This is a genomic window from Modestobacter sp. SYSU DS0511, from assembly GCF_054050755.1.
Genome location: NZ_JBJGZY010000019.1, coordinates 41,681 through 64,701 on the forward strand (window position 1 = coordinate 41,681; position 23,021 = coordinate 64,701).

Here is a 23,021-nt window from a genome sequence, read left to right on the forward strand (position 1 = left end):
CCCCGCCGACCTGCAGCTCAGCGGAGCGTCGTCAGGCCCCCTTCCAGGGGCCCGCCCTGAGCTTGCGAAGGGTGGGGAGGAAGGGGGCCTCTTCTCAGCTGTTGGCAGCCGACCCGTGGCACTGCTTGAACTTCTTGCCCGAGCCACAGGGGCAGGGAGCGTTGCGCGGGGTCTCCTTGGTGCCGGTGACCGTCGCCGACTTGGCCGCCTTCGGCCGGCCGGCGTCCTTGGCGGACTGGTCCAGGCCGGGCGCGCTGTAGGTCAGCTGCTCCTGCTTCGGCGCCTCGAGGCCCTTGACCTCCAGCTCCGGCCCCCCGGCGGGCGCCCCGGGCACCGCGGCGGCGGCCGGGGCCTCGGGAGCCGTCGCGGTGGCGGTGGCGGTGGCGGGCTTCCGGGCGCGACGGGCGGAGCTCGCGGTCCCCGCGCCGTTGCCCGAGCCGTTGCCCGAGCCGTTGCCCGAGCCGTTGCCGTTCCCTGCCGGCACGGCACCACTGCCGGCCGGCACCGCACCACTGCCGGCCGGCACGGCGCCATCGCCGGTCGCGGCGGGCGGTGCACTGTTCCCGTCGGTGGTCGGCGCCGCGCCGTCGGTGGCCGGCGCAGCCCCGTCGCCGTCGGTGCGCGCCGGCGCCTGCGCGGCCGTCGCGGTGGCCGCCTGGGCGGCCGCGGCCGCGGCCTGCCGCGCCAGCACCCGCTGGGTGCCGGCCTGGGCGCGGGCCAGCGCCTCCGCCTCGGACTGCGCCTGCTTGGCCCGGGCCTCGGCCTCCTGCTGCTCCTTGGTCTTGACCTCGATGTTGAACAGGAAGCCGACGGACTCCTCCTTGATCCCGTCGAGCATCGCGTTGAACATGTCGTAGCCCTCGCGCTGGTACTCCACGACCGGGTCGCGGTTGGCCATCGCGCGCAGGTGGATGCCGGCCCGCAGGTAGTCCATCTCGTAGAGGTGCTCGCGCCACTTGCGGTCCAGCACCGAGAGCAGCACCCGCCGCTCCAGCTCGCGCATGACCTCCGCGCCGAGCGTGCCCTCCCGCTCCGCGTAGGCGCGCTCCACGTCGGCGAGCAGCTCGGCCTTGAGCACGTCGGCGGTGAGCGCGGCCTGGTCGCCGTCGGCCACCCGGTCCAGCAGCTCCTGCCGGTCCAGGCCCACCGGGTACAGCGCCTTCAGGCCGGTCCACAGCTGCTCGAGGTCCCAGTCCTCCGCGTAGCCGATCTCGGTGGCGCCGTCCACGTAGGCGGCGACGACGTCGTCGACCATGCTGCGCACCTGCACGTGCAGGTCCTCGCCGTCGAGCACCTTGCGGCGCTCGGCGTAGATGACCGTGCGCTGGCGGTTGAGCACCTCGTCGTACTTCAGGACGTCCTTGCGGACCTCGTAGTTCTGCTGCTCCAGCTGCGTCTGCGCCGAGCGGATGGCCCGGCTGACCATCTTGTGCTCGATCGGCTGGTCGTCGGGGACCCGCAGCGTGTTCATCATGTTCTCGAGCATCGGCCCGTTGAACCGGCGCATCAGGTCATCGCCCAGCGACAGGTAGAACCGGGACTCGCCCGGGTCGCCCTGCCGGCCGGAGCGACCGCGCAGCTGGTTGTCGATGCGGCGGCTCTCGTGCCGCTCGGTGCCCAGCACGTAGAGGCCCCCGGCCTCGGCGACCTGGTCGTGCTCCGCCTTGACCTGCTCCTTGGCCGCCGCGAGTGCGTCGTCCCAGGCCGCCTCGTACTCCTCCGGGGTCTCCGTCGGGCTGAGACCCTTCGCCCGCAGCGCCTCGTCGGCGATGAACTCGGCGTTGCCGCCGAGCTGGATGTCGGTGCCTCGGCCGGCCATGTTGGTGGCCACGGTGACCGCGCCGAGCCGACCGGCCATCGCGATGATCGCGGCCTCCCGGGCGTGGTTCTTCGCGTTGAGCACCTCGTGCGGGATGCCGCGGCGGAGCAGGAACTTCGACAGCAGCTCGGACTTCTCCACGCTGGCGGTGCCCACCAGCACCGGCTGCCCGACCTCGTGCCGCTCGGCGATGTCGTCGACGACCGCCTCGAACTTGGCCTTCTCGGTCTTGTAGATCAGGTCGGCCTCGTCGGCCCGGATCATCGGCCGGTTGGTCGGGATCGGCACCACGCCCAGCCCGTAGGTCTGGTGCAGCTCGGCGGCCTCGGTCTGCGCCGTACCGGTCATGCCGGAGAGCTTGGCGTAGAGCCGGAAGTAGTTCTGCAGGGTGATCGTGGCGAGCGTCTGGTTCTCGTCCTTGATCTGCACCCGCTCCTTGGCCTCGATGGCCTGGTGCATGCCCTCGTTGTAGCGGCGACCGGCCAGCACGCGGCCGGTGAACTCGTCGACGATGAGCACCTCGCCGTTGCTGACGATGTACTGCTGGTCCTTCTTGAACAGCTCCTTGGCCTTGAGGGCGTTGTTCAGGTAGCTGATCAGCGGGGTGTTGGCCGCCTCGTAGAGGTTGTCGATGCCCAGCTGGTCCTCGACGAACTCCACGCCCTCCTCGGTGATGGCGACCGTCCGCTTGCTCTCCTCGACCTCGTAGTGCCGGTCGCGCTTCATCAGCGGGGCGATGCGGGCGAACTCGCCGTACCAGCGGGCGCTGGACTCGGCCGGGCCGCTGATGATCAACGGCGTGCGGGCCTCGTCGATGAGGATCGAGTCGACCTCGTCGACGATGGCGTAGGCGTGCCCGCGCTGCACCAGGTCGGCCTTGGACCAGGCCATGTTGTCGCGCAGGTAGTCGAAGCCGAACTCGTTGTTCGTGCCGTGCGTGATGTCGGCCAGGTACTGCTCCCGGCGGACGTCGGGCCGCTGCCCGGAGACGATCGTGCCGACGCTCAGGCCCAGGAACCGCTGCACCCGGCCCATCCACTCCGCGTCGCGGGTGGCCAGGTAGTCGTTGGTGGTGATGACGTGCACGCCCTCGCCGGACAGCGCGTTGAGGTAGGCCGGCAGCACACCGGTGAGCGTCTTCCCCTCACCGGTCTTCATCTCGGCGATGTTCCCCAGGTGCAGGGCCGCGCCACCCATCAGCTGGACCCGGTAGTGCCGCTGGCCCAGCGTGCGCTTGCTCGCCTCGCGCACCACCGCGAACGCCTCGGGCAGCAACTGGTCGAGGGTCTCCCCGTCGCCGTAGCGCGCCTTGAACTCGTCGGTCTTGGCCCGCAGCTCGGCGTCGGTGAGGTCGACGACCTCGACCTCCAGCGCCTCGACCGCATCGGCGATCTTCGACAGACGACGGACGATCTTGCCCTCACCGGCACGCAGGATCTTGGAGAACACCACGACCCCAGCGTAGGCGGCGCAGCCGGGCAGCGGTCCCGACGTGGCCGATCTCCCTACCCCGCGCGGTCCCGGCCGTACCGTCTGCGGGCGTGTCCTCCCCCACCACACCGCCCCGGCCGTCCTTCGGCCCCGGCCTGGTCGCGTTCCTCACCGAACGGCACTTGGCGACCCTCACCACGCTGCGCGCCGACGGCACGCCGCACGTCGTCCCGGTCGGGGTCACCTTCGACGCGGCCACCGGCACCGCCCGGGTGATCACCTCGGGCACGTCGGTGAAGGCCCGACACGTCCGGTCCGGGCAGTCCCGGGTGGCCGTCTGCACCGTCGACGGGCGGCGCTGGGCGACGCTGGAGGGGACGGCGGTGCTGCGGGAGGACGCCGCGTCGATCGCCGACGCCGAGGCCCGCTACGCCCGCCGCTACAAGCAGCCCCGCCCCAACCCCGCGCGGGTGGTCATCGAGATCTCGGTGGACCGGGTGCTGGGCAACGCGGAACGATCCGCTCCCCGACCGACGGAGGACTGACGTGCTCGACCTCAGCGGCGTGGACCTGACCACCGAGGTGGTGCGCACCGAGCGGCTGGTGCTGCGCCCCTACCGGCCCGACGACGTCGACGCGGTGCTGGCCGCCTGCCAGGACCCGGACATCGGACGCTGGATCCCGGCGGTCGGTCCGCGGTACACCCGGGACGACGCGGTCGCGTGGGTGACCCGGGAGGCGCCGGGTGAGCGCGCAGCCGGCACCGGGCTGACCGTCGCCATCGAGGCCGACGGGCGGTTCATCGGGTCGACCGGTGTGCACCGGATCAACCAGCACCCGCTGGGCCCCGAGGTCGGCTACTGGATCGCCCCCGACGCGCGTGGAACCGGGTACGCCGCCGAGGCGGCGCACGCGATGGCCGAGTGGGCCATCGGGCTCGGCGCCCCGCGGGTCTACCTCGTCGCTGACGTGCGCAACACCGGCTCACAGTCCGTCGCCCGCCGGGCGGGCTTCACCCAGGAGGGCGTCCTGCGCTCCTACCTGCCGTACCGGGACGGCAGCCGTGGCGACGCGGCGCTGTTCTCCCGGCTGCCCGGCGACTGACGACGGCGGGCCGCCTCCCGGGAGGGAGACGGCCCGCCGTCGGCCTCCCTGCAGGGGCCCGCCGCGAGCTGGCGAGTGGTGGGGGCAGGGAGGCCCTTCGTCAGACCGTGGCCGGCTCCCGCTCCGTCGTCCCGACGCTGTCCCCGCCGCTCGCCGCGTCGGCGCCGGCGGTCTGGGCACCCGGCACCTGCGCACCCAGCCGGATCAGGCCGTAGTCGAAGGCGTGCCGGCGGTAGACCACCGACGGCTGGCCGGTGTCGGCGCACAGGAACAGGAAGAAGTCGTGGCCCACGAGCTCCATCTCGTAGAGGGCCTGGTCGACGTGCATCGGCGTGGCCGAGTGGACCTTCTCGCGCACGATCCGGCCGGGCAGGTGCTCGTCGAGGTCGGTGACCAGCGGCGCGGCGTTCGGCTCCAGGTCGGGCACGCCCCCGCCGAGGTCGGCGGCCTTGCCGGCCAGCATCGTCTCCACGGGAGCGTCGGAGACGCCGTCGAGCCGGACGCTCGGTGGAGTCCGGCGGCCGTGGTGCACCCGGCGGCGGTCGTTGGCCCGCCGCAGCCGGTTCTCCAGCTTGTCCACCGCGAGCTCGAGCGCGGCGTAGAAGTCGGGGGCGCACGCCTCGGCGCGGGCCACCGGGCCCTTGCCGCGGAGCGTGATCTCCACGCGCTGGCAGTTGGCCGCCTGGCGCGGGTTCTTCTCGTGCAACAGCTCGACGTCGATGCGGATCAACTTGCCGTCGAAGCGCTCGAGCTGACCGACCTTGTCCTCGACGTGCGTGCGGAAGTGCTCGGGCACCTCGACGTTGCGTCCACGGACCACGATCTCCATGAGACCTCCCGGTGAGCGGGTGTGATCGCACCCACGCTAGTTGCGTCTTCCGGTTCCCGACACCGGAGACGCCCCCCTCGGGGGCCGCCGTCAGCGACGCACGGTGAACGCCCCTGGTGGGGGCGCCGTCCGGGGCACGGAGCCGCGCCGCGGGGTCGCGGCGACCACCGCGGCGAGCACCGGCGTGTCGGCCGGCGGAGCCTGCTCCGCCGCGGCCCGGAGCGCCCGGGCGGCCTCGGTCAGGGTGGCCCCGCTGGTCACCACGTCGTCGACCAGGACCAGGACGCCGGACGGCACCGGGCGGCCCCGCACGGCGAACCGGCCGGCCAGGTTGGCCTGCCGCTCCCGCGCCCCGAGCCCCGCACTGTCCACGGCGCCCCGGGGCCGTCGCAGCAGCGGGACGGTCGTGGCCTGCGTCCCCGCGGCGCGCAGGTCCGCCACCGCCCGGTCGGCCAGCTCGCGCACGTGGTCCCGGCCGCGGGCCCGCACCGCCGCGGCGGAGCTGGGCACCGGCACCAGCAGCACCGGCGCGCCCGGCGCAGGCGGGTGCGCCAGGCCGGTCAGCACCGCGGCGACCGCGAGCGCCAGCGCGCTGCCGAGTGGCACGGCCAGCTCCGCCCGGCCGTGCTCCTTGAACGCGACCACCGCCGGGCGCACCGGCCCGGCGTAGGCGCCGGCGGCGACGGTGGGCGGGAAGCCCGGCGGGTGCCGCCGCGGCTGGGCCAGCCGGGGGCGGGCCAGCAGCGCCCGGCAGCGCGGGCACAGCACCGGGCCGGGCACCGCGCAGCCGGCGCAGGCACGCGGCAGCACCAGGTCGGCGAGCGTGCGGACGGCGTCCCCCAGCAGGCCACGCCACTGGGAACCCGGGCCGGCCGGCGTCGTGCCCACGGGCACCAGGCTGCCCGGCTCCCGCGCGAACCACCGTCCCGCACTGCGTCCTGGGGACGCCCACCGGCGCTGGGGACGGCGGCGGTCACCGGCGGGTCAGAGCGGGTAGAAGGGCGCTCCACCGGCCAGCGGCCCGGCGCTGCGGATCGGCGTCACCCAGGTGCCGCTGACCAGCTGCCAGATCGTGCCATCGGCACTGACCAGCAACGGGCGACCTGGAGCGGCGGCCAGGCCGGTCCGGTCAGCGGGCAGGCCGGCGGTGGCCAGCGCGGTCAGCGCCCAGCCGTCGACGTCGACCGACCAGGGGACGGCGCGCTCCTCCCCCGCGTCGGCGGCGAGGACGACCAGCACGCCTGCGTTCCGCCACGCCACGTCGGTGACCTCCCGCAGTGAGGGGGTGATCGAGCGCAGGTCCCGGACGCTGACCGCCTCCTCGTCGCGCACCACGGTGCCGACGTACAACCGGCCGCCGTCGGGGCCCTCGATGACCAAGGCCGCGCGGACCCCGTCCGGCGACAGCTGGAACGCCGTCGCCCGCCCCAGGCCGGCCAACGTCGTCGCGCTCACCGTCTGCGGGGCACCCCCGGCGGCCAGGCGCACCACCTCGGTGCCGTCGCGGACCGTCCACACCTCCGCGCGGGGACCCGCGGTGGTCGGTGGGGTGAAGCCCGGACCGCCGAGTACCGGGGCCATCTCCCCGCCGTACGGCCCCGCGAACAGCGTCGCCGGCGCACCCATCGGGTTCACCGACGTCGAGACACCCGCCGTGAGGCCCAGCGCGCCCTCCCGGTCGGTGGTGATCGCCGCCGACTGCAGCCCGTAGGCCCCGGCACCCGCCGGGCCCGGCACCGGCTCCCCGTCGGTGGCCCGGCGGAGCGCGCCGCCGGCGAGGTAGTGCCCCACCGCGTCGGCCGGTGCGTAGTCCGGGTCCAGGCGCACCCAGTCGTCGGTGGTCTGCGCGGTGGGCAGGCCGGGGATGCCCAACGGCTGGCCGTCCCGGCGCACCTCGACCGCGCCGAGGCCGGCGCGCACCAGGGTCCAGACCAGCTGGCCGGCCGCGGCCTCCAGCGTCGTGTCGGAGACCCGGTCCGGCCAGGTGAGGTCGACCGTCGCGGTCTGGCCGGACACCTCGACCGCGCTGCGCAGCTGCGCCCCCGCCAGCGGGTTCTCCACCCCGGCGGCGATCGTCGGCGCGGGCCCGCTGAGCAGCCGCTCCACCAGCAGGTTGTACTGCGCGTCGCCGGAGACCAGGTAACGGGGGTCGGGCACGACGCGGCTGAACGTGGGGTCGAGGAAGAACGCGTCGAGCTGGTCGTAGGTGCGCTCGAAGTCCGGCTGCAGCATGACCAGGCCACCCGGCGGGTCGGTGATCCGCCACTCCCCCTCCTCCCGCACGAGGGTGAAGGAGCCGTTGTACTGCTCGTCGCCGGCCACGGTGAAGACGCCCCGCTGGTCCACGCTGCCCACCTTCGCCGCGGTCACCTCGACGGTGCCCGGCTCGGCGCGCACCGCGGCGTAGTCGCGGCTGATGATCGTGATGCCGTCGGCGTCGGACCAGGACTCCGCCGCCCCGGTGGCCAGGTACTGGCGGGCCACCGGGTGGTTGCGGGTCGGGCTGGCGCTGGCCTCGATGAAGCCCCGGACGACCTCCTCCGGGGTCGCCCCGGACACCGGGCCGAACGGCTCGAGCCCGACGTCCCCGCGGGGCGGCTGGGGAACGTGGGTGATCCGCACGGTCGGCGAGCTGCTCGGCACGGTGTTGCAGCCGGCCAGCACCAGGACCGCCAGCAGGCTCAACACGGCGGTCCACCGCCGCCGGGCGGTCACCGGGCGTCCTCCGTCCGGCGCGGCATGACCGGGCGGAGCGGCAGCGGGCTGCTCGTCAGCGCCGCACCCGCGGTCAGCGGCACGGTGAGCCGGAACTGGGCGCCCTGCCCCGGCTGACCCCACACCTGCAGCCAGCCCCCGTGCAGCCGGGCGTCCTCCAGGCTGATCGACAAGCCCAGCCCGCTGCCGCCCACCGTGCGCACCCGTGAGGGGTCGGCGCGCCAGAAGCGGTCGAAGACGTGCTGGGCGTCGGCGCTGCTCAGGCCGACGCCGTGGTCCCGGACGGTGATCGCCGCGGCGCTGCCCGAGGCGGCCAGGGTGAGCTCCACCGGGCGTCCGGTGCCGTGCTCCACCGCGTTGCCCACCAGGTTGCGCAGCACCCGCTCGATCCGCCGGCCGTCGACCTCGGCGACCACCGGCTTCGCGGGGACGTCGACCCGCAGCTCGCAGCCGTGCCGCTCGGCCAGCGCGGTCATCCCCTCGACCGACTGCTCGACCAGCCGCCGCAGGTCCTGCGCCTCCGCCTCCAGCACCGCGGCACCGGCGTCGTACCGGCTGATCTCCAGCAGGTCCGACAGCAGCACCTCGAAGCGGTTCAGCTCGGCCTGCAGCAGCTCCGCGGAACGGGCCACCGCCGGGTCGAACTCGTCGCGGGCGTCGTGCAGGACGGCGGCCGCCATCTGCACCGTGGTGAGCGGCGTGCGCAGCTCGTGGGACACGTCGGAGGTGAACCGCTGCTGCAGCTGGGACAGGCCCTCCAGCTGGGTGATCTGGCGCTGCAGGCTGTCGGCCATCGCGTTGAAGCTGGTGGCCAGCCGGGCCAGCTCGTCCTCGCCGCGGACGGCCAGCCGCTCCTCCAGGTGCCCCTCGGCGAGCCGCTGGGCGCCTGCCGCGGCGCGCCGCACCGGGTCGACGACCAGCCGGGTGACCAGCACCCCGATCCCCACCACGAACAGCACCAGGGCGGTCCCGCTGATCACCACGGTGCTGCGGATCAGCTCCAGGCTCTCCTGCTCCTGGTCCAGCGGGAAGGCGAAGTACAGCTCCACCCGCTCCCCCGCCCCGGCATCGGTGGGCACCGGCGCGCCGACCAGCAGGGTGGGCACCGGGTTGCCCTCGTCGTCGGACACGGGGGCGTAGCGGTAGGCCTGGGAGCCGGCGGCGACCTCCGCGCGCAGGTCGGCGGGCAACGCCGGGTAGACGTCGCGCCGGCTGACCGCCGGCCGCTCGAACTCACCGGAGCGGTAGAGCATGACGACGTCGAAGTCGCCGGCGGCGCCCCCGCGCTGCTGCAGCCCCTCGACGGTGCGGGCCAGCGCCGACCGCACGCTGGCGGAGTCACCGGTGGCGATGGCGCTGACCTCGGACTGGGCGAACGGGATGCCGTTGAGCGACTGGTCGATCGCCGCCTGCTCCTTCACGCCCAGCAGCTGGTCGGTGATCTGGCGGAACAGCACCAGGCTGACGACGACCACCACCGCGCCCGCGACGACGACGGTGATCGAGGCGACCCGCAGCTGCAGCGAGGACCGCCAGGCGTGCAACGCCCGGCGGGCCAGCCGCCAGCTGCCGACCAGCGCCTTGCGGCGGGCCCGCCGGGCCCGGCGACGCACCCCGCGCCGCAGCCGCTGGGCGGTGCCGGGCGCACCACCCGGACGCGCGGCCGGCGCGGCGTCGGGCCCGGGCACCGTCGGTGCCGACGTGGCGGGTGGCACGGTGCTCACCGGCCGGACGGCCCGCTCACGGCGCCCACTGGCCCGATCTCGCGGCACGCTCCGCTCACGGCGCCCAGTGGTTCGCTCCCGCGACCCCCTCCGCTCCTCGCTCGCTGGCGCTCGCTGCGATGCTCACGGCCCGCTCCGCTCACGGCGCCCAGTGGTTCGCTCCCGCGACCCCCTCCGCTCCTCGCTCGCTGGCGCTCGCTGCGATGCTCACGGCCCGCTCCGCTCACGGGGGGCCGGCCTTGTACCCGACGCCGCGGACGGTCAGCACGACCTCGGGCTTCTCCGGGTCGCGCTCGACCTTGGCGCGCAGCCGCTGCACGTGCACGTTGACCAGCCGGGTGTCCGCGGCGTGCCGATAGCCCCACACCTGCTCCAGGAGCAGCTCCCGGGTGAACACCTGACGGGGCTTGCGGGCCAGCGCCACCAGCAGGTCGAACTCCAGCGGGGTCAGCGCGATCGGTTCGCCGTCCCGGGTCACCTGGTGGGCCGGGACGTCGATCAGCACGTCGCCGATGGACAGGCTCTCCGCCTGACCGTTCTCCCCACGCCGCAGCTGCGCCCGCACCCGGGCGACCAGCTCCACCGGTTTGAACGGCTTGGTCACGTAGTCGTCGGCGCCGGCCTCCAGACCCTGGACGACGTCGATCGTGTCGCCCTTCGCCGTCAGCATGATGACCGGGACCGTGGACTGGGTGCGGATGTCCTGGCAGATCTGCAGGCCGTTGCGGCCGGGCAGCATCAGGTCCAGCAGCACCAGATCGGGCCGGACCTGCTGGAACGTGGCGACCGCCCGGGCGCCGTCGGAGACGAAGGCGGGTTCGTATCCCTCGCGCCGCAGCACGATGCCGAGCATCTCGGCGAGGGCGGCGTCGTCGTCGACGACCAGCACGCGGCCGCGACTGGCTCCTGGCATGGGTGCGGAAGGGGGCACGGCGCCATTGTGCGTGACGGAGCGCGGCAATCGTTCCCACCCGGCCGGGAAAGCCGTCCGCCCCTCACCCCGAGCGGGGGTGAGGGGCGGAGGTGAGCGGATGGAACGGCCACCCTTCAGGGGCCCGCGCCGAGCAGGTGACGTGCTGGAACGGCCCCCTCGCAGGGTCCCGCCCCGAGCCTGCGAGGGGCGGGGGGCGAGGGGGTCCTTTCAGTAGCGGTAGTGGTCGCTCTTGTACGGGCCCTCGACCGGGACGCCGAGGTAGTCGGCCTGGACCTTGGTCAGCGTCGTGAGCTTTACCCCGAGGGCGTCGAGGTGCAGCCGGGCGACGTGCTCGTCGAGCTTCTTGGGCAGCACGGTGACGCCGGGGGTCTTGCCCTCGTAGGCGGCGCGGTTGTTCCACAGCTCGATCTGGGCGAGCGTCTGGTTGGAGAACGACGCGCTCATGACGAAGCTCGGGTGCCCGGTGGCGTTGCCGAGGTTCAGCAGCCGCCCCTCGGAGAGCACGATGATCGTGTGGCCGTCGGCGAACCGCCACTCGTCGACCTGCGGCTTGATCGTCGTCCGGGTGACGCCGGGTGTGCGGGCCAGGCCGGCCATGTCGATCTCGTTGTCGAAGTGGCCGATGTTGCCGATGATCGCCTGGTGCTTGGTCGAGGCCAGCTGCTCGGCGGAGATGATGTCCTTGTTGCCGGTGGCGGTGATGATGATGTCGGCCTTGCCGATGACCTCGTCCAGCGTGGTCACCTCGTAGCCGTGCATCGCGGCCTGGAGGGCGTTGATCGGGTCGATTTCGGTGACGATCACCCGGGCGCCCTGGCCGCGCAGTGACTCCGCGCAGCCCTTGCCGACGTCGCCGTAGCCGCAGACGACGGCGACCTTGCCGCCGATCATCACGTCGGTGGCCCGGTTGAGGCCGTCGATCAGCGAGTGCCGGCAGCCGTAGAGGTTGTCGAACTTGCTCTTGGTGACCGAGTCGTTGACGTTGATCGCCGGGAAGAGCAGCCGGCCCTCGCGGGCGAGCTCATACAGCCGCAGCACGCCGGTGGTGGTCTCCTCGGTGACGCCCTTGATGCCCTGGCCGATCCGGGTCCAGTACTGCCCGTCGGTCGCCAGCGTGCCGCGCAGCACGTCGAGGATGACGCCGTACTCCTCGGAGTCGGCGTCGGTGGTGTCGGGCACGACGCCGTCGGCCTCGAACCGGGTGCCCAGGTGGATCAGCAGGGTGGCGTCGCCGCCGTCGTCGAGCACCATGTTCGGCCCGACGACGTCCCCGTTCTCGTCCCGGAACTCGAACAGCCGCTGGGTGCACCACCAGTACTCCTCCAGCGTCTCGCCCTTCCAGGCGAACACCGGGACGCCGGACGGCTGCTCCGGGGTGCCGTCGCCGACGACGATGGCCGCGGCGGCGTGGTCCTGGGTGGAGAAGATGTTGCAGCTGACCCAGCGCACGTCGGCGCCGAGCGCCGTCAGCGTCTCGATGAGCACCGCGGTCTGGATGGTCATGTGCAGCGAGCCGGCGATCCGGGCGCCGGCCAGCGGCTGGGCGTCGCCGTACTCGGCGCGCAGCGCCATCAGCCCGGGCATCTCGTGCTCGGCGAGGGAGATCTCCTTGCGGCCGAAGCCGGCGAGGGAGAGGTCGGCGACCTTGAAGTCGCCGTCGGTCAGGACGGGGTTGCCAGTGCTGGCGGTCATGTCGCTCCAGTGTCCGGCCCGCTCGGTCGGCGGGCGGTCGTCGGTCGCTGAGTCCCCTGACGATCGGTCAGGCGGACGCGGTGAGCGAGCATGCCGAGGCTTCGGCGGGGCTCGTGCCGCGTCTCAGGGTAGTGCAGGTGAGCTGCCGGGTCGGCCGCCTGGTGAGGTGCTGGAACGGCCCCCCTGCAGGGTCCCGCCGCGAGCGTGCGAGCGGTGGGGGGCAGCGGGGTCCTCCCCTCAGCGCAGGGCGGTGGTGCTCCGGTAGAGCACGGCGGGGCCGCGCGCGGTGACCGGGGCCCCGGCCGGCACGAACGCCGACTGCCCCCGCTCCAGGACCAGCTCGCCGTCGGCCGCGGCCAGCCGTGCGGTGCCCTCGGCGCACAGCAGCAGCTGCGGGCCGGCGGTGGTCAGCACACCGGGGTCGACGTCGACCTGGCACCGGGTGAGGTCGAAGTCGTCGACCGGGACCGGGTAGCGCAGGCCGCCCGGGCCGAGCACCGGGTGGATGACCGGCACCCGGCCGTCGGTGAAGTCGAGCACCTCGATCAGCGCCGCCAGGTCGACGTGCTTGCTGGTGAGCCCACCGCGAAGCACGTTGTCCGAGCTGGCCATCACCTCGACGCCGGCCCCGCACAGGTAGGCGTGCAGGTTGCCGGCGGGCAGGAACACGGCCTCGCCCGGGGCGAGCCGGAGGTGGTTGCACATCAAGGAGATGACGACGCCGGGGTCACCCGGGTACTGCTCGGCCAGCGTGGCCGCCCAGCGGTAGGTGTTGATGAACTCCGGGTCGTGCGCGGCGACGAAGGACGCGGCCCGCTCGGCCACCGCGGCCACCAGCGACGTCCTGCGCAGCTGCGACAGCGCCAGCAGCTGCGGGATCGCGGCCCGCAGCCCGCCGTGGGCCAGCGCCGCGATCGTCGGCATCAGCTCGGGCAGCTGGAGCTTGGCCAGGCAGTGCAGCGACTCCGCCACCGGGCGGAAGCCGCACAGCGCCTCGACCGGGGTGATCGCGAGCAGCAGCTCCGGCTTGTGGAACCGGTCCTTGAAGGTCCGCGTCGGGTCGTCGTGCGGGACCCCGGCGGCCTCCTCGGCGGCGAAGCCCACCTCGGCCTGGGCCGTGGTGGGGTGCGCCTGCAGCGACAGCGGGGTGTCCGCGGCCAGCACCTTCATCAGGAACGGCAGCCGCGGGCCGAAGCGCTCGCGCACCCGGGTGCCCAGCAGTTCGTCGGGGTTGGCCGCGATCGCATCGTCCAGGCCGGTGCCGTCGGCGAGCCGGCTGGGGGCGTCGGGGTGTGCCCCCATCCAGAGTTCGGCGAAGGGCTGCTCGGCCGGCGAGGGCAGGCCGAGCAGCTCGGGGATGACCGTCCGGCTCCCCCACGGGTAGTGCCGCACCGGGCTGTCCAGCTGCCACATCGATGCGGAGGCTACCGGTGGAGTGGTCACTTCCCGGGAGTCGGCCACCTCCCTCCTGAGCTGGAGACCCACGCCGTCGGGGCTCACCCGGCCGGGGCAGTCGCGTCCGGCGCCGTCGCCCACGCCGTGGGGGTGCCGCTCACGAGCCCAGCGCCCGCTCGTGGTCCAGGGCCAGTGCCAGGTAGACGGCGCTGAAGTCCGCGACCGCCAGCTGCCGGGCCACCCGGGCCAGCCGGGGGTGGCGCTCGGGCTGGTCGTCGTCACCCAGCCGGCTCACCGGGACGTTGTGCTCCGCGGCGATCCGGAGCACCTCCGTCATCGCCTCCCCCGCCGACCGGGGATCGCGCTCGTGCGCCCCCTCGCTGGCGCCGGCGCCGGCGTCCCGCAGGGTCAGCAGCCGCAGCCGCCGGCCGGTGTCCTCGGCCCGGTCCCGGAAGAAGTCGTCCTCGCCGCCCTCCGGAGCCAGCGGTCCGGCCAGCACGGTGCGCGCGGCGACCCGCTGGTCGGGCAGCCGGAAGGTGGTGGCCGGCAGCCCGGCGAGGGTGGCCAGCTGGTCGGCGACCCGCCCCGCCGCGGCGCCGGCCAGCGGCCCCTCGGCGACGATCACCGGCAGCGCGTCCAGCAGCTCCAGCGCCAGCGTCTTGGCCGGGTTGACGAACGACTCCCGGGCCGGCCCGCACTCCGCGGCGACCGCGTCCAGCGCGTCGGCGACCGGGGAGACGTCGGCGGTGTCGCCCGGCAGCAGCCCGAGCTCGGCGGCGAGCAGCAGCATCGGGGTGAGCAGCGACCACAGCGTGGCGTGCCGCACCCGGTTGGCAGGCAGCGGCACGTAGGGCGCGCGGGCGGTGGCGCAGGCGGCGTGCAGCGGGGCGTCGACCGCACCGATGCCGACGAGGGCCACGCCGCGGCGGGCTGCCTCGTATGCCGGTGCGACGGCGTACTGCCCGGCGCCGGTCCGGGTGGCGACCACCGCGATGTCGGAGGCGCCCATCCAGACCGGCAGCGCCGGCCCGGGGACGACGTCGACGGTGACCGGGCTCGCCGGGCCCAGCAGGCTCCGCAGCACCTCGGCGGCCACCGCGCCCTCGCGCCGGCCCACGATGACCAGCCCGCGCGGACGGCCACCGGCGGTGACCCGGCCGAGGTCGGTCTCGCCGGTGAGCGCGGCGGTCTCCCGCACCTGGGCACCGGCGCCGGCGACCGCCGGCAGCAGGCCCCGGGGGTCGCGGGCCCGCAACAGGGAGAGGTCGTCGAGGACCTCCTCGGCGAGCTCGGGGGAGGTCACGCCCGGCCCCCTCTCCCGGGCCCCGTCGTCACGAGCCCCGTCGTCACGAGCCCCGTCGTCATGGCCGCAGCCGGGCCTCGTCGAGCAGCAGCACCGGGATGCCGTCGCGCACCGGGAAGGCCCGCCGGCAGGTCGGGCACACCAGCTCCGCCGCGGGCACGTCGAGGGTCAGCGGGGTGTGGTGGGTGTCCGGGCAGGCCAGGATCTCCAGCAGCGCCGGGTCGATGCCCAGCGTGTCCGCACGTCCGCCGGTGTCGCCGTCGGTCATGCCCGCACCGTCCTCAGCACCTCGTCGCGCAGCTCGGCCATCCGTGCCGCGTCCGGGGCCTCCACGTTCAGCCGCAGCAGCGGCTCGGTGTTGCTGGCCCGCAGGTTGAACCAGGAGCCGTCGGGCAGCGAGACGGTCAGCCCGTCGAGCTCGTCGACGGTCACCCCCTCGCCCTCCTCGAAGGCCTTCCGCACCGCGGCGACCCGCCCGGCGGCGTCGGTGACGGTGGAGTTGATCTCGCCGGAAGCGGCGTAGCGCTCGTACTCCGCGGTCAGCTCCGACAGCGGCCGGGACTGCTCGCCGAGCGCCGCGAGCACGTGCATCGCGGCGAGCATCCCGGTGTCGGCGCGCCAGAAATCCCGGAAGTAGTAGTGCGCGGAGTGCTCGCCGCCGAAGACCGCGTCGGTGCGCGCCATCTCCGCCTTGATGAACGAGTGACCGACACGGGTGCGCACCGGCTCCCCACCGTGCTCGCGGACGATCTCCGGCACGGCGCGGGAGGTGATCAGGTTGTGGATGATCGTGGTCCCGCGCCCCTTGGCCAGCTCCCGGACGGCGACCAGCCCGGTGATCGCCGAGGGGCTGACCGGCTCGCCCCGCTCGTCGATGATGAAGCAGCGGTCGGCGTCGCCGTCGAAGGCCAGACCGATGTCGGCGCCGTGCTCGCGGACCGCGGCCTGCAGGTCGACCAGGTTGGCCGGGTCCAGCGGGTTCGCCTCGTGGTTGGGGAAGCTGCCGTCGAGCTCGAAGTACATGGGGACGACGTCCAGCGGCAGCCCGGTGAGCACCACCGGGACGGTGAAGCCGCCCATCCCGTTGCCGGCGTCGACCACGACCTTGAGCGGGCGGATGCCGGAGAGGTCGACCAGCCGGCGCAGGTGGGCCGCGTACTCGGCGACCAGGTCGCGCGCGGAGACGCTGCCGACCCGGTCGGGCGCACGGCCGAAGGCGGTGCCGGGTGCGTCCAGCTCGGTCTCGGCCCACCGGCGGATCTGGACCAGGCCGGAGTCCTGGCCGATCGGGGCGGCGCCGGCGCGGCACAGCTTGATGCCGTTGTACTGCGCGGGGTTGTGGCTGGCGGTGAACATCGCCCCGGGCATCTCCAGCGACCCCGCGGCGAAGTACAGCATGTCGGTGGAGCCGAGCCCGGCCTCGACGACGTCGACGCCGCGGGAGAGGACCCCCTCGGCGAACGCGCGGGACAGCGGGACCGACGAGTCGCGCATGTCGTGGGCGGTGACGACCGCGGTCGCCTCGCTCCCCGCGGCCAGGGCCTCGGCGGAGACGAACTCGGCGAAGGCGGCGCCGATGGCCCGCGCCACGTCCTCGTCCCACTGCTCGGGGACGAGCCCACGCACGTCGTAGGCCTTGATGATCGACGACAGGTCTGTCACGCGCCGAACCATATAAGGACACCCCTACCCCTCACCGCTGGTGAGCTCGCGGCGGGATCCCGGAGCGGACCGGGAGAGCGACTAGGGGAGGTTGGGGAGCACCCGGAGGTGGCCGCGGCGGGTGCCGCTGCCGTCGTCGGCGGGGTTGCGCGGGGGCTCGGGGCGGGCCGCCTCGCGGACGGCGTCGGCGAGGGCCAACAGGTCGTCGCCGGTCATGCCGGCGTCGTCGGCGTCGATCTCGTGCCGCACGACCTCCCAGCCCCGCGGCACGGTCAGGCGCTGGGCGTGGAACTCGCACAGGTCGTAGCTGTGCGGCTCCGAGTACGTCGCCAACGGCCCGACGACGGCCGTGGACTCCGCGTACACGTAGGTCAGGGTCGCCGCTGCCGGTTGCGCGCAGCCGCTGCGCGAGCAGCGACGGGACTGCCTCACCACCGGTTCCTCACGACCGGCACAGTAATCGCGGATCCGTGAGTTGGGGAGCAGGCACACCGGGTGGCCCGTCCCACCAGCCCCACCGGGCCACCCGGCACCTCGCGGAACCGGCGTCCCCGGACCGCGCCGGGAGCCGTACGCTCTGCCTGCGATGGACCGCCTCCCTGCCCGCGCCCGGCGCGACCGACACGGTCGCGGGCTGCGCGGACGGCTGGTGCCGTCCACCGTTCCCCTGTCGCGCAGCCGGGCGGAGCAGTTCGACGACCTGGTCCTCGACGCGGTCGAGGACCTGGAGCGCCGGTGGGAACGGGAACTGGCCGGGGTCGAGTTCGCGGTCGAGGACGTCCCGTGGGTCGACCACTCCAGCCCGGACGACGTCGTGCTCGACTCCGACGTGCTGGACGACGGCAGCGTCCCGCTGGCCCGGGTGCTGCCCGCCCGCCGCGAGGACGGCCGCGAGCACCCGGCGCGGATCGTGGTCTACCGGCGCCCGCTGGAGATCCGGGCCGCCGACCGCGACGACCTCGCCGACCTGGTCCGCGACGTGGTCGTCGACCAGGTGGCGGTGCTGCTGGGCCGCGACCCGGAGGAGATCGACCCCACCGGCTGATGGAGGACCCCCTTCCTCCCCGCCCTCCGCACGCTCAGGGCGGACCCCCGGAAGGGGGCCGGGGTGCCGTCACCCCCCGCTGCCATGCTGTCCGGCGATGAGCGCACCGCACCACCGCCCGACCGACGGACGGGACGCCCGGCGCCCCTGGCTGGCCGGCGGCCTGGTCCTGCTCCTGGTCGTGGCGGTCACCGTCGGCGCGCTGGCCCTGCGCCCGCGCCAGGTGACCGCCGCCGCCGGCCTCACCGTCACCCCGCGGACCGAGACCGGCGCCGCGGCGGCGGTGCTGGTGGCCGACCGGTACGCCGCGCTGGCCACCGCTCCGGAGACCGTGCGCGCCGCCGCCGGTTCCGATGCCGCGCTGTCCGACGTCCCGCTGGCCGACCTGCGGGCCGGCCTGGCGGTCGAGCGGGTCGGGGACGCGGCGACCATCACGGTGCGCAGCACGCTGCCGGACCGGGCGGACGCCGTCCGGGCCGCGGACGCCGTGGTCGACGTGCTCGTCGCGGAGGGCCGGTCGGAGGAGCTGGTGGACGTCGCCCGGGTCTCGACGGCCGCCCCCGAACCGGCCGGTGGCAGCGGGACCGGTCGCTGGCTGCTGGTGGGCCTGCTGACCGGCGTCGCCCTCGGCCTGGCGACGACGGCGCTGACCGCCGGCCGACCCGGACCGGCCGAACGCACCGGCTCCGACGCGGGCGGCACGGTGCCGGGCGGCACGGCACCGACCACCGACCCGCCGGACGGCGTCGTCGACGACCTGCCCGGCTTCCTGGACCGCCCGCCGGGCTCCCCCGTCCCGCCGGCGGCGCCCCGCAGCGGCAGCCCCGCCAGCACCGCGACCGCCGTCCCCGCCGGCACAGCCGGGCGCCCGGACGGCCGGGGCACGCACGCCGCGACCGCCGGCGCCGTCGTCCTGCTGCTCGGCGCCGCGGCGCTGGCCGGGACCGTGCCCACCGGCGCCACGACGCCCGCGACCGCGGCCCGGTCGATCCCGCTGGCAGCACCCCCGGAGACCGGGCCGACCGGGTCGCCGGAGCCCCCTGCCGCCGAACCCGCCGCGGGGTCCCTGGCGTTCCGCTCGGTCCTCCCCGGCGACGACGGGCTGACCGCGCGGGCCGCGTTCACCGGCCTGCTCCTGGAGGAGCGCGCGGTCGGGCTGACGGTCACCACCCCCAGCCTGAGCGTCTCCACCGACGGGGAGCGCGCGCTGGCCCACGTCCGGCTGCCGATCTGGAACTGCCTCACCGCCGAGCCCCCGGCCGACCCCGCCGCGGCCGGCTGCGCCCGCGGGCGCACCGAGTACGCCGACCTGGCCGACCCCGGCCTCCAGGTGCGCCGGGACGGCGACCGGGTCGAGCTGGCCGGTCTCTTCCCCACGTACACCCGGCCCAACGGCGGCGCCCCCACGTACACCGGCCGGGCGTACCGGCTGACCGCGACGCTGACGGCCGACGGCGGGGTCCGCGACGGCCGGGCGGCGGCGACCGGGGTGGTGCAGCTCGGGCTGGACAGCGCACCGGTCAGCGCGGCGCCCGGCGTCAGCGAGCTGCTGCTCCCCGACTGACGCCGCGCCGGGTCAGGTTGACCAGCCCCCGCGAGGCGGTCAGCGACACCGACGGGGAGCCGAGTTCCCGACGGAGCCCCCCGATGTCACTGGCTCCCCACCAGGGCCGGCGCTCCTCCCCGGCCGGACCGTCCTCCAGCAGCGTGAGCAGCACCGCCGCCGCACCTGCCCCGGCGGGCACCACGGCCAGCTCCAGCCGGCCGATGGCGGCCTGCAGCCGGGCCGCGGCCCGCAGGGGCGCGAACGCCCGGGCCCCGAGCCGCCCGGCCAGCTCCGGCAGCCAGCGCTCCAGCTCCGCGGGGTCGCGGCTGCGCCGCACCTCGGCCACGGTGTCCAGCTCGTCGACCAGCCGGCGGCTGCGGCTGGTGGCCAGCTGGGCGTCGGGCAGCGCCGCGGCCAGCCGGCGCACGACCGGGTCGCCCAGCGGCAGGCCGGTCAACCGCAGTGTCCAGGCCCCGCGGACGGAGTCCAGCAGGTCGAGCACGCCCCCGGCCAGACGCCCGGCCACCTCGGGGTCGCGGGCGAGCAGCCGGGCCGACGGCCGGCCGCCGGGGAGCGGCGCGGTGCCCGGGCCCGAGCCGAGCAGGCCCACCGCGGTCACCAGGCCGCGACGGTGGGAGGTGAGCAGGGCCAGCCCGTCCGGGCGGGCACCCGGTGCGGGGGCGACGACCACGGCCCGCGCGCGCACCGGGACGAGCACCCGGGCGGACTGGGCGTTGAGGGCGGCGGTCAGCCAGGGGCCACGGGCGGTGAGCGGGGCGGCGAGCGCGGCCATCAGCGGCGCGGCTGCGCGGATCTCCCGGACCACGCGGGCCCGGCCGTCGACGACGTGCGGCTCCGGTCCCTCGGTCGACACGGCCTCAGTCGACCACATCGATCGCGACCGGATCGGTCACCGGGTCCCGGCGAGGGGAGGGACCCGGTGTCCTCGGTGGGGATTCCCGCCGCGGGCCTGTCGGCCCCGTTCCAGGGGCCAGCCCCCGGCCCTTCTGGAGGGTCCCGCCGCGAGCCTGTCGGCCCCCTTCCAGGGGCCCGGACTGAGCTTGCGAAGGGTGGGGAGGAAGGGGGTCCTTTCTCAGCCGGCGCGGCGACGCAGCCGGCGGCGCTCCCGCTCGGAGAGCCCGCCCCAGATGCCGAAGCGCTCGTCGTTGGCGAGCGCGTACTCCAGGCACTCGGCGCGCACCTCGCAGCCGGTGCAGATCCGCTTGGCCTCGCGGGTGGAGCCGCCCTTCTCCGGGAAGAAGGCCTCCGGGTCGGTCTCGGCGCACAGCGCGCGCTCCTGCCAGCCCTGCTCCTCGCCGTCCAGCCCCGGGAAACCGGGGTCGAAGACCCCGGTCACCCCCAGCACGTCCCGCCCGTGACCGGCCGGCGCGGCACTCCGGTACTCGCTCATCCACGACACCTCGGCCATCACGTTGCGTCCCCTCTCGCTGGCTTCCTGTCACCCGCCGGGACCACTCCGGATCCGTCGGCGTCCGATGACAACATCGGAATTACACGCGTGTCGTTGAGTCGGGGTCAAGTTGGGAGGGTGTAACCGCTCGTCACTCTGGCCCCGCCCGTAACAAGTTGTCCGTAAGTGGTCACCCAACACTCGGACACGCCGCGGTTTCCAGCACCATCTGCCTACCGAAACCGAACGGTTTCGTGAAGATCGCCTCGCTGGCGACCGGTGCTGCGGTGCACATCTGCCGAGGAGCACGATGGTCCGGTGCACATCGTGGTCCTGGCCGGCGGCGTCGGCGGAGCTCGCTTCCTGCGCGGCGTGACGAGCGCCGCACCCGGGGCGCAGGTCACCGCCGTGGTCAACACCGGCGACGACGTGACCATGCACGGGCTGCGCATCTGCCCGGACCTGGACACCGTCATGTACACGCTCGGTGACGGGATCGACGACGACCGCGGCTGGGGCCGCCGCGGCGAGACGTGGACCGTCAAGGACGAGCTCGCCGCCTACGGCGCCGAGCCGACCTGGTTCGGCCTCGGCGACCGCGACCTCGCCACCCACCTCGTCCGCACCCGCATGCTCGACGCCGGCTACCCGCTCTCGGAGGTCACCGCCGCGCTCGCCGACCGCTGGCGTCCGGGGGTGCGGCTGCTGCCGATGAGCGACCAGCGGGTGGAGACCCACGTCGTCGTCACCGACCCGGACACCGGCCGGCAGCGGGCGATCCACTTCCAGGAGTGGTGGGTGCGCCACCGCGCCGCCCTGGAGGCCCGGGCCTTCGTCCAGGTGGGGGTCGACGACGCTCGCCCCGCCCCCGGGGTGGTCGAGGCCCTCGGCACCGCCGACGTCGTGCTCCTCGCCCCCTCGAACCCGGTGGTCTCCATCGGCACGATCCTGGGTGTGCCCGGCGTCCGGGAGGCCCTCCGCGACGCCGCCGGACGGGTGGTGGGCCTCTCCCCCGTCGTCGGCGGGGAGGTCGTGCGCGGCATGGCCGACCGCTGCCTGCCGGTGGTCGGCGTCGAGGTCAGCGCGGAGGGGGTGGGCCGGCACTACGGCGCCCGGCGGGACGGTGGGCTGCTCGACGCCTGGCTGGTGCACACCGGCGACGCCGCCACGGTCCCCGGCGTCGCCGTGCACACCGTGCCGCTGCTGATGAGCTCACCGGATGCCACCCGCGCGATGGCCCGGGCCGCCCTGGACGCCGCCGCGGAAGGACCCCGCCCTCCCCACCCTTCGCCAGCTCAGGGCGGGCCCCTGGGCGGGGCCACGAGCGACTCGTGACCAGACCATCCACGGGGATCTCGGTGCTGCCGGTCCCGGGGCTGCCGGAGTTCGCGCCCGGGGACGACCTGGCCGGCGCGATCGCCACCGCCGCCCCCTGGCTCGCCGACGGCGACGTCGTCGTCGTCACCTCGAAGGTCGTCTCCAAGGTGGAGGGCAACCTGGTGGCGGTCGAACCCGGCGCCGACCGGGAGGCCGTCCGGCAGCGGGCGATCGACGCCGAGACGGTGCGGGTCGTCGCCCGCCGCGGGCCGCTGCGGATCGTGGAGACCCGGCACGGCTGGGTCGTCGCCGCGGCCGGCATCGACGCCTCGAACGTCGCCGCCGACGCGCTCGTGCTGCTGCCGGCCGACGCCGACGCGTCCGCCCGGCAGCTGCGCGCCGCGCTCGCCGGCCTGCTCGGGGTGACCGTGGCCGTGGTCGTCAGCGACACGTTCGGCCGCCCGTGGCGGGACGGGGTCACCGACGTGGCCATCGGGTCGGCGGGGCTGCCGGCCCTGGTCGACCACCGGGGCGCCGTGGACGCGCACGGCAACCGGCTGGAGACCACCCAGGTGGCGGTGGTCGACGAGCTGGCCGCCGCCGCCGACCTGGTCAAGGGCAAGCTCGCCGGGCTGCCCGTGGCCGTCGTCCGCGGGCTGTCCCTGCCGGTCCCCGACCCCGACCCCGGCACGCGCCCGCTGGTCCGGCTGGGCGCCGGCGACCTCTTCCCGACCGGCAGCCGCGACCTGGTCGGCAGCCGTCGCCCCGCCGCGCAGCGCACCCCCCGGGCCGGTGCGCTGACCGCGGTCACCGAGGCCTTCCGCACCGCGGTGGCCGCGCTTCCGGAGTTCCCGGTGGTCATCCGCTACGGCAGCGACGACGGGGACGCCGGCGAGGTCGTCGACGTGCACCTGGCCGACCCGATCACCCCGGTCACCTCGCTGGCCCTGGGCGCGGTCGTCGGCGCGGCCCTGGTGCAGCTGCAGGCGGAGGGCTGGTCGACCTGCTGGGAACCCGCGGCCACCTTCGGCGGCGCCTCGCTGGCCGGCCGGCTGCACCTGGGTGGCCCCACCACCTGAGGGGGAGAGCCACTG

20 protein-coding genes are annotated in these 23,021 nt (G+C 75.0%); 6 read left to right on the forward strand and 14 right to left on the reverse strand.

Annotated features, from left to right (window positions below; genetic code table 11):
- Positions 1–94: 94 nt before the first annotated feature.
- Entirely contained in the window at positions 95–3,271 is a 3,177-nt protein-coding gene (gene secA, locus ACI783_RS11450) for a preprotein translocase subunit SecA (RefSeq protein ID WP_457140547.1), read from the reverse strand.
- Between the two features lie 89 nt (positions 3,272–3,360).
- Here secA and ACI783_RS11455 point away from each other — a divergent pair, with 89 nt between their 5' ends.
- Together ACI783_RS11455 and ACI783_RS11460 are read left to right on the forward strand one after the other, a co-directional pair.
- Positions 3,361–3,795, forward strand: coding sequence for a pyridoxamine 5'-phosphate oxidase family protein (locus ACI783_RS11455; protein WP_457140548.1), 435 nt, complete (start codon positions 3,361–3,363; stop codon positions 3,793–3,795).
- Position 3,796: 1 nt separating this feature from the next.
- On the forward strand, positions 3,797–4,354 hold the full coding sequence (locus tag ACI783_RS11460; protein WP_457140549.1) for a GNAT family N-acetyltransferase: 558 nt from the start codon (positions 3,797–3,799) through the stop codon (positions 4,352–4,354).
- 100 nt (positions 4,355–4,454) lie between these two features.
- On the opposite strand, the gene hpf is transcribed toward ACI783_RS11460, so the two are convergent.
- From hpf to ACI783_RS11515, 11 genes are all read right to left on the reverse strand, one after another.
- Complete coding sequence (hpf, locus tag ACI783_RS11465) at positions 4,455–5,183, reverse strand: ribosome hibernation-promoting factor, HPF/YfiA family (protein ID WP_457140550.1); 729 nt, start codon at positions 5,181–5,183, stop codon at positions 4,455–4,457.
- A gap of 90 nt (positions 5,184–5,273) precedes the next feature.
- Positions 5,274–6,071 carry a ComF family protein gene (locus ACI783_RS11470; protein WP_457140551.1) on the reverse strand — a complete coding sequence of 266 codons (798 nt, stop codon included), beginning with the start codon at positions 6,069–6,071 and terminating at the stop codon, positions 5,274–5,276.
- Between the two features lie 96 nt (positions 6,072–6,167).
- Positions 6,168–7,898, reverse strand: coding sequence for an LpqB family beta-propeller domain-containing protein (locus ACI783_RS11475; protein WP_457140552.1), 1,731 nt, complete (start codon positions 7,896–7,898; stop codon positions 6,168–6,170).
- Complete coding sequence (mtrB, locus tag ACI783_RS11480; protein ID WP_457140553.1) at positions 7,895–9,622, reverse strand: MtrAB system histidine kinase MtrB; 1,728 nt, start codon at positions 9,620–9,622, stop codon at positions 7,895–7,897. Before mtrB ends, ACI783_RS11475 begins: the two co-directional genes overlap by 4 nt.
- A gap of 223 nt (positions 9,623–9,845) precedes the next feature.
- Positions 9,846–10,553, reverse strand: a complete 708-nt coding sequence (gene mtrA, locus ACI783_RS11485; RefSeq protein ID WP_457085144.1) for an MtrAB system response regulator MtrA — start codon at positions 10,551–10,553, stop codon at positions 9,846–9,848.
- Positions 10,554–10,763: 210 nt separating this feature from the next.
- Positions 10,764–12,248, reverse strand: a complete 1,485-nt coding sequence (gene ahcY, locus ACI783_RS11490; RefSeq protein WP_457140554.1) for an adenosylhomocysteinase — start codon at positions 12,246–12,248, stop codon at positions 10,764–10,766.
- Positions 12,249–12,485: 237 nt separating this feature from the next.
- Positions 12,486–13,661, reverse strand: coding sequence for a mannose-6-phosphate isomerase, class I (manA, locus tag ACI783_RS11495; RefSeq protein WP_457140555.1), 1,176 nt, complete (start codon positions 13,659–13,661; stop codon positions 12,486–12,488).
- Between the two features lie 139 nt (positions 13,662–13,800).
- Positions 13,801–14,946, reverse strand: coding sequence for an SIS domain-containing protein (locus ACI783_RS11500; RefSeq protein WP_457140556.1), 1,146 nt, complete (start codon positions 14,944–14,946; stop codon positions 13,801–13,803).
- A gap of 58 nt (positions 14,947–15,004) precedes the next feature.
- Complete coding sequence (locus tag ACI783_RS11505) at positions 15,005–15,214, reverse strand: Trm112 family protein (RefSeq protein ID WP_457140557.1); 210 nt, start codon at positions 15,212–15,214, stop codon at positions 15,005–15,007.
- The gene (locus ACI783_RS11510; protein ID WP_457140558.1) at positions 15,211–16,608 is read right to left on the reverse strand and encodes a phosphomannomutase/phosphoglucomutase; all 1,398 of its coding nucleotides are present in this window, start codon (positions 16,606–16,608) and stop codon (positions 15,211–15,213) included. Before ACI783_RS11510 ends, ACI783_RS11505 begins: the two co-directional genes overlap by 4 nt.
- Before the next feature lie 81 nt (positions 16,609–16,689).
- Positions 16,690–17,040: a DUF3499 domain-containing protein gene (locus ACI783_RS11515; RefSeq protein WP_166521177.1), complete on the reverse strand. Its 351-nt coding sequence runs from the start codon at positions 17,038–17,040 to the stop codon at positions 16,690–16,692.
- A gap of 154 nt (positions 17,041–17,194) precedes the next feature.
- Between ACI783_RS11515 and ACI783_RS11520 the strand changes: the two genes are divergently transcribed.
- On the forward strand, positions 17,195–17,653 hold the full coding sequence (locus tag ACI783_RS11520; RefSeq protein ID WP_457140559.1) for a metallopeptidase family protein: 459 nt from the start codon (positions 17,195–17,197) through the stop codon (positions 17,651–17,653).
- A 97-nt stretch (positions 17,654–17,750) separates the two neighbouring features.
- Positions 17,751–19,217 (forward strand): hypothetical protein, encoded by a 1,467-nt coding sequence (locus ACI783_RS11525; protein ID WP_457140560.1) that lies wholly within the window; start codon positions 17,751–17,753, stop codon positions 19,215–19,217.
- Here ACI783_RS11525 and ACI783_RS11530 read toward each other — a convergent pair.
- Both ACI783_RS11530 and ACI783_RS11535 read right to left on the reverse strand, forming a co-directional pair.
- The gene (locus ACI783_RS11530; RefSeq protein ID WP_457140561.1) at positions 19,192–20,073 is read right to left on the reverse strand and encodes a hypothetical protein; all 882 of its coding nucleotides are present in this window, start codon (positions 20,071–20,073) and stop codon (positions 19,192–19,194) included. The two genes, ACI783_RS11525 and ACI783_RS11530, sit on opposite strands and share 26 nt — an antisense overlap.
- 219 nt (positions 20,074–20,292) lie before the next feature.
- Positions 20,293–20,628: a WhiB family transcriptional regulator gene (locus ACI783_RS11535; protein WP_457140562.1), complete on the reverse strand. Its 336-nt coding sequence runs from the start codon at positions 20,626–20,628 to the stop codon at positions 20,293–20,295.
- 300 nt (positions 20,629–20,928) lie between these two features.
- Here ACI783_RS11535 and cofD point away from each other — a divergent pair, with 300 nt between their 5' ends.
- Complete coding sequence (gene cofD, locus ACI783_RS11540) at positions 20,929–21,945, forward strand: 2-phospho-L-lactate transferase (RefSeq protein ID WP_457140563.1); 1,017 nt, start codon at positions 20,929–20,931, stop codon at positions 21,943–21,945.
- A complete protein-coding gene (locus ACI783_RS11545) occupies positions 21,942–23,006 on the forward strand; it encodes a coenzyme F420-0:L-glutamate ligase (RefSeq protein ID WP_457140564.1) in 1,065 nt (354 codons plus the stop codon). Before cofD ends, ACI783_RS11545 begins: the two co-directional genes overlap by 4 nt.
- The last annotated feature ends 15 nt before the right edge of the window (positions 23,007–23,021 follow it).